The organism is Paenibacillus sp. FSL R10-2782 (assembly GCF_038592985.1).
Lineage (GTDB): Bacteria > Bacillota > Bacilli > Paenibacillales > Paenibacillaceae > Paenibacillus > Paenibacillus terrae_C.
Map to the genome: position 1 here is coordinate 2060401 of NZ_CP151951.1, position 14953 is coordinate 2075353.

Below are 14953 nucleotides of genomic sequence, written 5' to 3' on the forward strand. Positions count from 1 at the left end.
ATTCATGAATTTAACGATTAAGGCTAAAATGATTCTTAGTGCGCTGCTTATTCCAGGTGTAATTGCAGCTATGCTGCTGACAAACTACATTCTGAGCGTACAAAATGAGAATAAATACAAGGATGTTGTGAATCGTGAAGAGACCATTGTATATAATTCAAAGTCTCTTCAGTTTTTATTAAACGGGATATCTAATGACGAGCGAGGATACTTGCTAACTCGGGATGAACAATATGGAAAAGGGATTGAAAGCAAGCAGAGCGAAATTGTGAAGCTGCTTCAGCAAACGGAAGCTTTGCTCGATCTGAATGCAGGAGATACGAAGAAAACGATGGATGAATTGAAAATGGGAATCAACTCCTATTTCAACCGCGTTCATGGATTACTGAATACAGCGGGTTACCGGAGTACGAGCGATATGTTCCCACCGTTTTCGGATTTACTCGATACCTATGAAAATGAACGGGTTCAACGGAAACAGCTTGATGTGAAAATGATGGCGTTCGTTAAATCTCAGGAGGACATGGTAGCGGCGAAAGTACAACAAGCCCACCAAACCATGACCAACACGATCTGGATTACGAGCATTCTGGGCTGTCTTATTATCATTTACAGTATTGCACAATCGATCATTTTGATTCGCTCCATCCGGCCGTTGTACCATATGAATGAACAGTTGCTGGAGATGTCAGCGGGCGGCGGAGATTTACGTAGTCAACTCGATATTACGTCCAGGGACGAGATTGGCATGATTGCCAGCTCGTACAATAAGCTGATCGCGGGCTTTCGCAATATTATTGTAGATGCCCAGGACACGGCGCGTACCTTAACTGTGACTGCCGAGCGGGTAAGCCTGAGCGCTGAAGAAATGAATCAGGCCAATCGTCATACTTCCGGTGTGATGGAAGAGCTAGCGACTGGCATGGAGCATCAGGTCGATGACATCACACAGGCCACAGATGCAGTAAAAGAGCTTGCTCATGGACTGGAGCATATTGCGGTGACGAGCCAGCAGGTGTACAAGCTGTCGGATTCGGCTGCTAAGGACGCAGTAGCAGGAGAGCAATCCATCGGTCAAGCGATGAGACAGATGGAAAAGGTAAGCGAAAGTGTAGACAGCTCTGCTCGTGCTGTACGTCTGCTTAGTGAACAGGCTGAACAGATCGGAATGATCGGTTCAGTCATTACCGGCATTGCCAAGCAGACCGGGATGCTGGCGCTGAACGCGTCAATTGAAGCCGCCAGAGCAGGAGAACAGGGCAAAGGATTTGCTGTCGTAGCATCTGAGGTAAGAAGGCTGTCTGATCAGGTATCCGTCTCAGCAGCGGAAATTACACAATTTGTGCAGCATATTCAGGACCATGTTGGTCATGTCGCATCAACCATGCAAGCCGGAACAGTTGAAGTGCAGTCAGGTGTGAAGATCATGGAATCGGTCGAAACGGCATTTCGCCAGATTGGCAGCTCCATTCAACAGGTCAGCGAACAGATTCACAGTGTAAATCGGTCTGTGGAACAGATGTCCACCGGATCGGGGCAAATGGTGGGAGCCGTGGAGCGTATCCGTGAAGTAGCAGAACAGTCCGCTGGCGGAACCCAGAGCGTCAGCGCAGCGGCTGAGGAGCAGCTTGCTTCCATGGAGGATATCGCGTCATCCATTCATACGCTGGCCGAAATGTCGAAATTGCTGAATGCAAGCGTTGGAGGATTTAAGGTGTAGCTGTATAAATCCGCACTAATGTAAACACAATAACATTTGTTGAACCATTTTGGACAGCTATGTTATTACTTTTGCAAAGGTGGTAACGGGATGCAACAAAATAAAGGGAATCTGCTTGCACTAGGTTCCATCCCGCTGATGATGACGCTAGGCAATTCCATGCTGATTCCTGTTTTGCCGGAAATCGGACGTAAGCTGCATGTCAGCTCCTTTCGCATTAGCATGTTGATTACGGTATATGCGGTAGTTGCCATTTTACTGATTCCAATCGCGGGATATCTCTCCGACCGATTTGGTCGCAAGGCGGTGATTGTACCCTGCCTGATCCTGACAGTGATTGGCGGGGGAATTTCTGCGGTGGGGGCATGGCTGCTTCATGATCAGCCAGCCTACTGGACCATTATTGGGGGACGGTTGCTTCAGGGGGTCGGAGCGGCGGGTGCTTTTCCCATTGTCATACCGCTCGTGGGGGATTTGTATGAGAACGAGGAAGAAGCCAGCAAAAACCTGGGTATAGTCGAGACCTATAATACATTCGGTAAAGTGCTAAGCCCAATACTGGGTGCGGCACTCGGCGCAGTCCTTTGGTTTTTGCCATTGGCAGTGATTCCGGGCCTCTGTCTGATTTCGCTCATTTTGGTGCTTTGGCTGATTCATGCGCCCAAGCGTAAGAACCAACCGAGCACGTTTCGGGAGTTTGTAGGAAATGTGAAGCAGGTGCTTGCCGAAAAAGGACGCTGGCTATATGCTATTTTCGCGGTGGGTGGCATTTGTATGTTTGTCATTTTTGGCGTCCTGTTCTACTTGTCCGACATACTGGAAAGTCGTTACAACCTTCATGGGGTCTGGAAAGGATTCGTGCTGGCGATTCCGTTGGTTTCTCTCTGTCTGTGCTCTTATATCGGAGGAAAAATCATCGGCAAGCACAAAAAACGGATGAAATGGATCGGTTTTTCCGGTTTGGCAGTGTTGACGATCAGCTTTGGCATTCTTGGATTTTTTCAACATATTTATGCGGTGATCGGACTGTTTACATTGGGGGGAGCCGGAATTGGACTAGCACTGCCTTGTTTGGATGCCCTGATTACGAAAGGGATTGAAAAAGAGGAGCGCGGAACGATTACCAGCTTGTACAGTAGTATGCGCTTTGTCGGGGTGTCACTAGGTCCTCCGGTTGTATCCTTGCTGATCGGAAGCACTGGACATAGTTTGCTTTTTGGCGTGATGGCCGGAGTGGGCGGAATTGCGGCTCTGCTCATGCTGTTTGCGGTCAAACCGAAGCAAGATGAACCCTCAGACGAAAAATCCGGTGAACATATGAACACCACTGGGGGGCTGACAGACGTATCCCGGAAAAAGCCGCTTTCTTCCAAGCTGAGACGCAAAACCCCGGCCAAATAAGAGCGATATAAAACCAAAGAGCACCCGATTCCATGAAGCCATGGTGTTGGGTGCTCTTTTTGAAATATGCTTTACCCCTCGACAGGGACACGCGTTTTGGGCTTGCGACCTACAGCAAGCTGAATAATATAGATGAGCAGGAACAATACGATAAACAGCGAGGAAAGGCGATACATCCACGCATAATCGCTGGCTTTGGCGATAATACCAAGAATAAGCGCTCCGGCAGCGATTCCGAAATCAAGGGAGTTTAGAAACATACCGTTTGCCATGCCCCGTTGCTTGGGCGACACGACCTGAATCATCCACGTTTGCAAAGTCGGCTGCATGACGCCATAACCGATGCCATAGCAAAGGGCAGACAGATACATGAAGGCATCACTGTGCGCATAGGAAAGCAGGATAAGACCGCCAAACAGGAACAGGGAACCGGGGATGAGCAGCGCTTTTGCTCCTTTTTTATCATAGATACGGCCTGAGAAGGGACGTACGATCAGAACGGACAGCGCATTAAACAGGAAAAAATAGGCCGGGTGCGACAAATTGGCTTCATCTCCGTAAAGCGCCATAAAGCCGATCAATCCGCCGTACGTAATAGACATGAGCATGTTCAGCAAGGCGGGAATCCAGAGCTTGCGGTTAAATGCCGGTTTTCGTCCTTCTTCCACAGGAACCATCGGCGGCTCAACATGTCCTTTCGGCAGGGTGCGAATCAGCCAGTAGGCCAACGGGAAAATGAGGACAATGACAGCTGAGGTCGTATATACAAGCAGATTAAAACTGCCATATTGCAGCATCGAAATACCGATGGTCGGTCCAATCGACATCGCCAGGCTTGTGGACAAGCTGAAATACCCCATTCCTTCACCGAGACGCTTGGCAGGAATGATATTTGAGGCCATGGTTGGAAAGGCGGTACTACTCAAACCGAAGCCGATGCCAAACAGCATACGCATGAGTAGCAACACCGTGATCGTCGGTGAAACGCTGTATCCGAGCGTACTCGCTAATCCGAACAGCAGACCGATGAAAATCAGGGTATTGCGATGCCCTTTTTCCAGCATACGGGCTGAAAAAAGCCTTGCCACAATCGCGCTCAATGCGAATAGCGTAGTGACGAGGCTGACCTGAACGGAGCTGGCGTGGAATGTATTTTTAACATACGCAGGAATGGAAGATACGATCATCTGTAATTCCAGAAACAAAAAAAGATTAGATACGGTTAAAACGATAAATTCCTTGGTCCAAAGAGGCTGCTTGCCTTGTTGCATGTTAGTCGTTCTCTCCTTGTTTTTCCGATTGAGTCAGGTTAGCGTGGATTTGTAAAAGAGTTTGGTGGAACTGCTCCAGCTTAGCAGGGGAGATTCCATTCACAAAATCGTGGTTGGCACTGCGCTCGACCGGAAGAGTTACCTCCACGAGCTGTCGACCGGCTTCAGTCAAATGAAGCAAATAGGCTCGACGGTCCTGTGGGCTATTCACACGCTGCACCCAACCCTTTTTGTCCAACAAATCAATAATTCGAGTCGTAGTTGGCTGGTCCTTAACCGCCTTAGCTGCAATTTCCTTCTGATTCAGACCTTCTGCCTGGTAGATTTGATACAGAACCGACCATTGCTCAGGGGAAATATCATAAGGTTTAAGGCGATGCATAAGCTGCTGGCTCATCTTGCGATGGGTAATGCCGAGCAGCATGCCGATGGAGCAATCCGGGGGCAAGTTATTCATGAGTAGCTCCTTTCTGTTTTCCGTACATAAATTAATTGTTAAAACAATTATATGTAAAACAAGTTATTTTGTCAAAAAAAGTTGTTCACCAATCCAAAAAACAGCCCGCAATATGCGGGCTGTTCGGGTTAAAGCAATATAGTTTTGCCGTTTTGGGCTAATTAGGCTTTAGGTACAGTTTCCCAGTCCTTCAGGAAGCGTTCAATACCGCTGTCAGTCAGTGGGTGTTTCCACAGGGAAGGGAGCAGAGAGCCAGGAATGGTGGCAATATGCGCACCAGACAGAGCAGCATCTTCCACATGCTTGATGTTACGGATGGAGGCTGCAATGATTTCGGATTTCAGACCATAAATGTCCAAAATCTGTCTCAGATCACGAATCAGCTTCATACCATCAACAGCGATATCATCCAGACGTCCTACGAACGGGCTGATAAAAGTAGCGCCCGCTTTGGCAGCCATCAAACCTTGAGCCGCGGAGAAAATCAGCGTTACATTCGTTTTAATCCCGTTTTTAGTCAGCTCGTTACAAGCATACAAGCCGTCTTCAGTCATAGGCAGCTTGATAACAACGTTCGGTGCCCATTTGGCAATCTCATAAGCTTCCTTGAGCATATCCTCGGCTTTCAAGCCAATGACCTCAGCACTCACGGGACCTTCGACAATACCGCAAATCTCCTGAATGACTTCCTTGAACACCCGACCTTCCTTAGCGATCAGCGAAGGGTTCGTTGTTACACCATCAACCAGACCCAAACGTTCAATACGTTTGATTTCTTCAATGTTACCAGTATCCAAGAAAAATTTCATTTGATTTCCTCCTCAGGTTTTTTTAATTCATAATACATATCACACACATGTACATCAGCTAAATAAAAGGTAGCATATTGCACACGTTAAACTTATAATTAGTATGTATTACATACTTGATTGTGACACATTTTAAAATTGAAAACAAGCTGTCTTTGATTAAAATTTGATGAATTGTCGGAAAATGCGGAAATTTACCGATCTATGCTCATCTATAATGTATACTACCCCATTTCATAAGGAGGTAATCATTATTCAACTGTCTGAAAGACAGCGTGAAATTGTTGATATTGTCCAGCGTCTGGCGCCTGTTACGGGGGATAAAATTGCTGAGGAGTTGGGGCTGACGCGACCAACCCTTCGTTCCGATCTTGCGCTGCTCGTCATGCTCGGTCTGGTAGACGCCAAGCCGAAGGTAGGATATCTGCCAGGCCGTTACCCTAAATACGACAGTCATGTCGGCACGATGCTCAAAAAGCTGACCGTGGCTGATGTGCTCAGTGATCCGATTTTAATTTCCGGTGACGCTACAGCCTACGATGCAGTACTGATGCTGTTTCAGCAAAATACCGGTACGCTGATGGTCACGGGAGAGGATCAGGAGCTAATCGGAATTGTTACTCGCAAGGATCTGCTGAAGGTGACGCTGGGACATACCGATCTTCACGCCGTTCCGGTAACGATAGCAATGACGCGACGTGCACAAATGACGACACTCACTCCGGGGGATTCTCTGCTGGAGGCGATATCCAGACTCGTTCGTCATCAGGTCAATTGCCTTCCGGTCATGGACGAGCAACGTGTGGAGACCTCCTTCATTCAAGCCAATGGATTGGTGGGTCGGGTTACCAAAACGGACATCCTGAACGCTATTTTGAGCTTGACGGAAGAGAAGACGTAAAAGAAGAAAAGGGGGCCTTATATGTACTGGTTGGCCATGCTGACCATGCTGATTGATCATATCGGACTTGTATTTTTTCCGACTGATCCGGTCTGGAGAATTGCCGGCAGGCTTGCTTTTCCAATCTATGCATATGCGCTGTATATGGGATATGCCCGCACTCGGAATATGCGAAGCTATATGCTTCGCTTGCTCGGAATTGCCCTGATTTCTCAGGTGCCCTATATGCTGGCCTTTGATGTGTATAGGCCAAACGTGGTCTGGACGCTGTTGATCTCGTTGCTGGCGCTGGGTGCTGCGTCGCGATTGAAGAATTGGGCGGCTATAACAGGCTTATATGTGCTCACAGCTCTGGTCATGGAGTTTAGCCTGATGGATTACGGAGCTTATGGACTGCTGCTCGTCCTCATTTACCGTTATACCCGCTCCTATAGGATGGTTGCGGCACATTTTGCACTGAATGTCGTGTATGATATGGTGCATCACGCGAATCTCCAGCATTTTAGCCTGCTGTCCACTATTCTTATCGCATGCTTCGCATCCGGGGAGAGCGGATTTTATAGCCGGGTACCGCGCTGGTTGTGGCGCAGCTTTTATCCGGTGCATCTGGCTGTTATTGCTGTCATTCGTCTCTGGCTCTAATCATAAGCTCATCATCTTCAAAATCAGCAAAAGAACCTTCAAAACCACGGCATAGATGGTTTCAAAGGTTCTTTTTTATTCCAAAGTTTAGGACGCTTTGTTTGGACCTTGGGCAAATGGCAACGGTCGTTCCGGAGCGCCTTCCTTCATGTATTGCACCAATACTTCCGGAATATTGTGTATCCCACCTGCATTAACGCGATAGCCATTCGTTTGTCCAGGTGAGTTAATGCCACGCTTCACCGTGAAGGTAACGTCAATGCCCAAGGCGCGGCAAATTTCCAGCGTTTCCTTGGTATATCCTCCATACGGAAAGGCAAGGACGTTACGATCATTGTGAAGATGCTTGAACAGCTTCTTGTCGGCGGTGTCCAAATCGTTGTAAACCCGTTGCTTGAATTCATCCTCGGTTTCCATACGCCCCAGCTTTTTCGAATATACCGGGCCCATGAGAAGCGGTTTTTCCTTGGTGCGTGCTACATTTGTGTACCCATACGCGTGCTGATCATTGGTGTGATTGTAGAAATCAACACCTTCGGCATGCATGTGCTGGATTTGCTCCCACGTCAGCTTCTTAATACCGATGTGCTTGGGATTACTGATCGTGGATGTGATGAGAAAATTGGTTGCAGGTACACGGTACTTTTTCAACACGGGAAAGGTGTCTGTATAAAAAGATTCATAGCCGTCGTCGAAGGTCATAAGTACAGCATTATCGGGCACCTTGGCTTTATGCAGAATAAAGTCCGTATACTCTTTCATGGTAATCCAGTGGAAGCCGTTGGCTTTCATTTCATCCAGTTGCTTCGTAAAATTGCTGAGCTTGAGAGCGCCGGGATCGGGTGGAGTTTTGGTTACTTCATGATACATCAGGACAATAACCTTGTCCTGGTAATATACTTTATCCGGCGTTGGTGTCAGAGAGAACAGGTGTCGTACCAGTCGATCTGCATTTGCTGTGCGTGTACGGTGAGTCCCTTTAACAAGGGGGGGATGGTAGATGGTGCGTGCTTCGTACACCAAAATCCCTAAAATAGCTAGCATGCTCATAATAAGCATTGTTCTTTTAAATATGACGTGTTTCATATGAATGACATCCCCCGCATGCAGAAATTCTAAAAGTATAGATATGTAAACCCGATATCAACTAGCAAAACCTAGTTTATCATACCCAATACACGCGGGGAAAATATCACAACTTTGTTACCTCTGTGTTGTTTTTGTGGATACCGATGACGCGATAGGGAAATAACCGATTTCGACCGCATGCTGGATCATATTTCGAATAAACTCCAGATCGGTTGTCGGGCACTTAACGCCAGCCTGATCCAGTAGCGCGGCGGTCACAGGGCAGCCATATCGGTAAGCGGAATCCTTGGCCCCGTCACCTTCCAACTGTCCCATAGCAAGGTGCAGCGCATCCTCCTGAATACCGGAAGAGGGGTTCAGCAGCCAAGCGCTATAATCGTCAAAAGGCATCGTGTCTACTGCATATCCAAGTTGGTTGACCATAGCGATCAGCTCATCATATGGCAGTGGGTTCGGATTGCAGATATGGAAAATGCGGTTCGCGCTTTTTTGATGCACAGACAGCTCTACAATGGCGCGGCTCGCATAGTCAATCGGTGTAAAGTCCGTATGCCAATCAGCCTGTGGTGCTTTGCCCAGCAGCAGCATGGCCTTTATCATTCGATAGTAGGCGTTGCTGTCGATATTGCGCTGGAAGCGTCCGTTGGCCGAATGGGCCGTCAGATTGCCTGCACGGTAGATAGAGACAGGCGTGCCTGACTGAGCCGCTTGGAACAACAGCTTTTCCGCTGCGAGCTTACTGTTCGTGTACAGGTTGTCCACCTGTAGCTCGTCCGGGAAGGAGGACAGTTCCAATACGGATTCCCATTGTCCTTCATTCGCCAGATCCTCCGGTATGCCCATAGTTGAGACATGATGGAAGGATACACCTGGCTTGGCCTGAGCAATTTTCAGCAGTTCCAGTGTTCCGGTTACATTCGTACGGTCAAAGGCAGCCGAATCACCAAAATGGCGAACGTCAGCGGCGCTGTGAATAATGCCGTCAATTTGATGCTCCAGCATATGGCGGTCAACGGTAGAGAGACCAAGGTCTGCCTGCTCCAGATCACCGTACACGGCTTTGACCCGTCCTTCGATCAGGGCCGAGACATTTTGTCCAAAATATCCGGTCAGTACGGCCTGAATACGCTCGATGCCGGATGGCCCGTTCTGTGATGGACGTACCATCGCGTACACTTTGGCTTCTGTCCGTTGAAGCAGGTCATACAGAATGTGCGAACCGAGATAACCTGTAGCCCCGGTCAGTAAAACAACATTCATGTCGCGCAATTCGGCTACACCCGCAGTGCCTAACAGCTCGATAGGATGCTCATTCAGGTCTGTTTTTTCTTGTTGAACCGCTAGTGCTTTACGTTGCGGCGCTTGTTCCGTGCCCAGTTGCTCCACGTATTCAGCAAGCTCGCGAACGGTTTTGTAGCGGAAAAAGTCTCCAATGCGCAACGCGCCATAACGCGGCTTCAAAATAGCCAGCACATGAATGACACGAAGGGAGTCGCCACCGATCAGGAAGAAGTCATCCGTTGCGCCGATGTTGGCTTTGCCAAGCACCTGTGTCCATGCTTCGGCAATAAGCGTTTCAGTCCCTTCGCGGAGAGGTTCGCTGCCATAGGAGCTGTGGGAAGCCTCGGGCAGCGGCAGCAGGGCCAGCTTCTTGCGATCAATCTTGCCCGTCGGTGAAATCGGCATAGCTTCGAGATGAACGACATGGCTCGGAACAAAATAGGAAGGCAGCTTACCCGCAATATAAGATTGAATCACGTCTTGCGGAATAGACTGTCCGTCCGAAGTAGTGTAATAGCCGACCAGCATATTTTGATCCGTGTGATCTTTGACGGCTACGACAGACACGTCCTGAACACCAGGATGCTTGGAGAAATGATCTTCAATCTCTCCGATTTCGATCCGATTGCCCCGAATTTTGAGCTGTGAATCCTTCCGGCTTACATATTCAATCGTACCGTCTGGCAGCAGCTTGGCGATATCGCCTGAGCGGTACATTTTTTCACCCGGAACAAACGGGTTGTCCACAAACGATTGTGCTGTTCGCTCCGGCTGATGGAGGTAGCCATGAGCCAGTGCCGGTGTAGCAATGCATACTTCACCGGGAATGTTAATTGGGCATAGCTTGTTGTCATCGTTGACGATATAGACCTTGTAGTTGTAAATCGGCTTGCCGATTGGGATGTTGACGACGTGCTCAGGCACAGCACCACGAACCCGGTGTGTCGTGGTCGCTACGGTGCACTCGGTCGGTCCATATACGTTTACGATGTCTGTATTTGTGCCGAATTTGCTTTGGAACGCCCGAACTTGTGAGCCGTACAGCGCCTCGCCTGCCACGGTGACAATTCGTACCTTAGTCAATTTGCGGTAGCCCTCGTCCGACAAATACGTGGATAGCTGATTAAAGAACACGGTTGGCAAAATGGTAATGATCGTCGTGCCTGTGCGTGCGATGGCTTCTGCGAATTCTTCAACAGACACGCGTTCTTCGGAGGACAACAGGTACAGCTTGGCTCCGTAGAACAAGGCTCCAATCGTATCCCAAACAGATGCATCAAAGCTATAGGTGGCGAATTGCGTCAATACATCCTGAGGTGTAATATCGCAATCGCGCTGTACGACAGCACCCAGGTTGACGACGCCACGGTGAGCGATCAGGGCACCTTTGGGCTTGCCTGTCGAGCCGGATGTATAGATCACATAAGCTAGATCATCCGGACCTACGTTAACGTTTGGATTGCTTGCGGCATAACCTGCCAGTGGTCCGTTAATAGCTAAAATTTCTTTTACTGTATCAATGGAACCGCACAGTTCAGTCGCTTGCTCGATCAATGCTGAAGTCGTCAGGACGAAGGGAGAACGCGTATCCTCGACAATGTAGCTACTCCGGTCAGCGGGGTGGGCTGGATCGACTGGTACATATACCCCCCCGGCTTTCAGAATGCCGAGCAGGGAAATGACAGTTTCCAGGCTTCGTTCCATGAAAATAGTCACGAACTCGCCCTTGGCAAGACCTTTGGACAACAGCACACGTGCGACTTGATTGGCACGTTCATTAAGCTCACGGTACGTATATTCCCCGGCGTGGGAAGAGATGGCCGGACGATCAGGATATTGCGAAGCGGCTTCCTCGAACATTCCATGAATGGTCTGATGCTCAGGATACTTCACAACTGTATTATTTAAGGCTTCATGAGCTGCCTGATCTGCTTCGGATAAGATGTCAATCGAATTGACAAGGGCATGGCTGTTGGTGAGTGCGCCGCGCAGTAGCAATTCGAAGTATTCTGCATACCGGACAACCGTTGATTTCAGAAGAAGCGAATCATCATACCGAATATGGATATGGTAAGTGCCGTTGCTCTCGATGACAGCCCAGTCCATGATACAAGGCTCTGCGCCTTCATCTGCCAGCAGATTTGCCGAGAACGAGGTATCAGCTTGCGGGTCTGCCAGATAAGCATGTGGTTTATGGAGCATGTCCTGAAACAGGCCTGCCAGTTCATGGAAAGTAGTATTCTTTTCCATCGTCAGCGAAGCCGTGAGTAAACCGGATTGAGGCACCAAAGTAGAGAAGGAGACTTCTTCCTCTGCGGACAGACGGTACAGCCATGCTGCATACACAGACAGAAGCAAAGCATGTTGTTCTTCCGCCGACGTTTGCTGATGCAGCAGCTTTGAGAGGGATGGTTCTAACTCTGCCTGATAAGCAGAGTATGTATACTTGCGTTGCAGACGTGCAAAATCCAAAGGAACCAGGAATGGGGATGGCGCTGTTTGTGTACTGTTTTGTAGCAATGAAGTCATTACGCTAACCTCCTGAACGTATGATGTCGTAATATGATGCTAAAGTCAGTAAATGCCTCCGATCCCTTCAAAAGCATGAATAGGAGGGAGGCACTACCAAACGACTTACTTATGAAAATTATGATTTGGTGCGGCTAGGGTCCGCAATTTTAAAAAATGAAGTAATTTCCTGAAGCTCTTCAGACATGGTTGACAGCTTATGAGACGATTCAATGATGGAGTCCAGAGAAGCTTTTTGTTCATCAACTGTTTGTGCAATATGAATGCTGTTGTTAGCTGTTTTGCTTACAGTGGAAGAAAGATCATCTGCTGTCGCTGTCATTTCCTGCGTACCGGCGGATATTTCCTCGGTAGCACTGGATACTTCCTGAATCTGCCATGCTACTGTCTTGGTTGCTTGAAGTATGTTATTGAACAGCTCGCCCGCTTGTCCAGCTACGATGATTCCGTTCTGTGCCTCAACATTACCTTGTTCCATCGACTTCACAGCCTGTCCGATTTCGCTTTGGATCTCTTCAATCAGCGGTGTGATTTGTTTTGTTGCATCCGCTGTTTGTTCTGCCAGCTTGCGTACTTCACTGGCAACCACGGCAAAGCCTTTACCTTCCTCACCGACACGCGCTGCTTCAATAGAAGCATTCAGAGCGAGCAGGTTCGTCTGACTGGAAATGCCTGAAATCGTACCAATGATATTACCAATTTCCTGTGAACGGTCGTTCAGCAACTTGATAATGCGGGATGTATTCGTAACTGTGTCTGTAATCAAATGCATTTGTGAAGAAACCTTGCCTACGATTTCGTTGCCTTCATTAGAACGCTTTTCTACCGAATTGGCTTCCTCTGCAACGGTGGCGGAACTGGCGGCAATATTTTGGATGACCGAGGCCATTTCAGCCATGGCACGTGCGCTATCGCCCGTTGCTTTTTCCTGTGCACGGATATTATCCGTAATTTCATTAATGTTCTGATTAATGATGTTGGAATTGATTCCGTTTTGCTCGCAGATCGCGAGCAATTCCTTCGCCGATTCATTCACTTCATCAGTTGTCAGCTTCACTTTGGTCATAATGCTGTTAATATGGCTAACCATATCATTGAAGTTGCTATTCACAACACCCAGATCGTCTTGCCCAGCTTGAATCTGAACATCCAGATTTCCACGGCTTACTTCACTGATACCATACATCAGTTGTTTAATAGGGGACAGCGTACGCCTTACGACCCAATATTGGAGCGCCAAGCAGATGAGCAGGAAAGCAGCCAGAATTGTAGTACCGCTAATCAGCAGCTTAGTCAAACCCGCAGGTACAGCGCCTGCATCTGCATCGACAGCAAAATATGCAAAGATTTTGCCATTTGAATCTTTAAGTGGATACGTCAAGGTTGTCCACGTACCGAAGCTGTCATCATAGAAGCTGGTAAACGTCGGTTTTCCAGTATCCAGCATGTGGCTTACGCCTTCGACAACTACAGATGGTTGCTTATACATACCGCCGACACCCAATTTATCTTTTTCGAATGCTTCTCTAAGAGCGGTTGGCATCGCTACAACAGATGTCTTGTCACCGTCTTCCAGCTCGGTTCCGAAGATATAAGCTTGAGAGATATTCGGGTTCGTTGCTGTGATGTTATCCAGATAAGCGCGGAGTTTGGTCTGAACGGGACCATCATAACTTTTTTCCTGAATGGCTTGGGTTACTTCATTTACATTAATTCCCTCAGCCCACTTTAATGTGATTTTTTCCACTTGTCCATGCAGCTGGTCTATCAAAATCGTACGTTGGATCAAATAGCTGGACACGATGAGGACTAGCCCGATCAATACGATGTTGAAGAAGGATAATAATAAGTTCTTGGTGAAGAAAGATAAGCTACTCCACTTTTTCAAAATGTTCCACTCCCTGGTTGTAATTTTTGTACATGGTGTTGAACCGCTTATCGAATGAGATAATTAAGTCCCCCTTACAAACATAGTAATTAAGGAAATTGACCTCTTGAAATTTTTATAATAGGTCTTTAGTCCTTTTTAATTAAGTATGTATCCCTATATATATGTCGTACGATAAGCCCTTGAAATGAATACCTTGCCCAATAAAAATTTAATTTTTACCGGGTAATTCCTGTGTGTATCTCAGTATATTCCATTTTATACTTCAACTTGAAATTCAAACTCATTTCAGGCTTCAAGCAGGTATCCAACAGAAACCATCATACTTTATAATAGAGTCAAATGCACTTGTCAATTTGGAACGTTTTTCATATTTGGCGTTACAGATGCTTGATTTGCCGCGGTTTTTGCGGATTCCTTGCATAATGAGCCAATGTAGCTACACGACATAGGAGAGGGATGAAGAGAATGTCCAAGCTTACAATAGTAAAGGTTAAAAGCGATCATGCAGATCTGCATGAATTGATTCAAAGGCTGGATAAGGATTTGCTAGAAAGGTATCCTGCTGATGAAATTTACTTGGTTGATTTTTCCAATCCAAAAGTTAAAGAAATGATTTTCGCTGTTGTGTATTTGGATGCAGAACCGGTCGCTTGCGGTGGACTTAGGCCTATAGATGCGGAAGAGATGGAGCTTAAACGATTTTATGTCGATTCTTCTTATCGCAGGCAAGGTATTGCCGTCAGTCTGTTAGCTTTTCTGGAAGGTGAGGCCCGGAAACGAGGCACTGTAAGAATCAAGCTGGAGACAGGGGCTGCTCAACCTGAAGCCATTGCGCTTTATACGAAGCAGGGATATGAGCCTATTGAACGATTTGGTGAATATGAAGAGGATGAAAATAGTCTTTGTTACGGTAAAAACCTGACAGTGTCTTTATAAAACGTTTTCATATAAAATGAATGAGG

Annotated in this window: 11 protein-coding genes; 5 read left to right on the plus strand and 6 right to left on the minus strand. The window is 47.5% G+C overall.

The window, feature by feature from the left end; genetic code table 11:
• Positions 1-4: 4 nt before the first annotated feature.
• Both NST83_RS09590 and NST83_RS09595 read left to right on the plus strand, forming a co-directional pair.
• Positions 5-1720, plus strand: a complete 1716-nt coding sequence (locus NST83_RS09590; RefSeq protein ID WP_342417435.1) for a methyl-accepting chemotaxis protein — start codon at positions 5-7, stop codon at positions 1718-1720.
• A gap of 90 nt (positions 1721-1810) precedes the next feature.
• Positions 1811-3121 (plus strand): MFS transporter, encoded by a 1311-nt coding sequence (locus tag NST83_RS09595; RefSeq protein WP_342417436.1) that lies wholly within the window; start codon positions 1811-1813, stop codon positions 3119-3121.
• A 71-nt stretch (positions 3122-3192) separates the two neighbouring features.
• Here NST83_RS09595 and NST83_RS09600 read toward each other — a convergent pair whose 3' ends face one another.
• The 3 genes from NST83_RS09600 to fsa form a co-directional block, all read right to left on the minus strand.
• Positions 3193-4392, minus strand: coding sequence for an MFS transporter (locus NST83_RS09600; protein ID WP_342417437.1), 1200 nt, complete (start codon positions 4390-4392; stop codon positions 3193-3195).
• A 1-nt stretch (position 4393) separates the two neighbouring features.
• Positions 4394-4849, minus strand: coding sequence for a MarR family transcriptional regulator (locus tag NST83_RS09605; RefSeq protein ID WP_342417438.1), 456 nt, complete (start codon positions 4847-4849; stop codon positions 4394-4396).
• A gap of 161 nt (positions 4850-5010) precedes the next feature.
• Entirely contained in the window at positions 5011-5658 is a 648-nt protein-coding gene (fsa, locus tag NST83_RS09610) for a fructose-6-phosphate aldolase (protein WP_342417439.1), read from the minus strand.
• Positions 5659-5842: 184 nt separating this feature from the next.
• Between fsa and NST83_RS09615 the strand changes: the two genes are divergently transcribed.
• Positions 5843-6559: a CBS domain-containing protein gene (locus NST83_RS09615; protein ID WP_342417440.1), complete on the plus strand. Its 717-nt coding sequence runs from the start codon at positions 5843-5845 to the stop codon at positions 6557-6559.
• Between the two features lie 21 nt (positions 6560-6580).
• Positions 6581-7201, plus strand: coding sequence for a TraX family protein (locus tag NST83_RS09620; RefSeq protein WP_342417441.1), 621 nt, complete (start codon positions 6581-6583; stop codon positions 7199-7201).
• A gap of 87 nt (positions 7202-7288) precedes the next feature.
• Here the strand turns inward: NST83_RS09620 and NST83_RS09625 are convergent, their stop codons facing one another.
• The 3 genes from NST83_RS09625 to NST83_RS09635 form a co-directional block, all read right to left on the minus strand.
• Positions 7289-8287 carry a polysaccharide deacetylase family protein gene (locus NST83_RS09625; RefSeq protein ID WP_342417442.1) on the minus strand — a complete coding sequence of 333 codons (999 nt, stop codon included), beginning with the start codon at positions 8285-8287 and terminating at the stop codon, positions 7289-7291.
• A gap of 117 nt (positions 8288-8404) precedes the next feature.
• Positions 8405-12100 (minus strand): amino acid adenylation domain-containing protein, encoded by a 3696-nt coding sequence (locus tag NST83_RS09630; RefSeq protein WP_342417443.1) that lies wholly within the window; start codon positions 12098-12100, stop codon positions 8405-8407.
• Positions 12101-12218: 118 nt separating this feature from the next.
• Positions 12219-13988, minus strand: coding sequence for a methyl-accepting chemotaxis protein (locus tag NST83_RS09635; RefSeq protein ID WP_137062639.1), 1770 nt, complete (start codon positions 13986-13988; stop codon positions 12219-12221).
• Between the two features lie 468 nt (positions 13989-14456).
• Between NST83_RS09635 and NST83_RS09640 the strand changes: the two genes are divergently transcribed.
• Positions 14457-14927, plus strand: a complete 471-nt coding sequence (locus NST83_RS09640; RefSeq protein ID WP_137062640.1) for a GNAT family N-acetyltransferase — start codon at positions 14457-14459, stop codon at positions 14925-14927.
• The last annotated feature ends 26 nt before the right edge of the window (positions 14928-14953 follow it).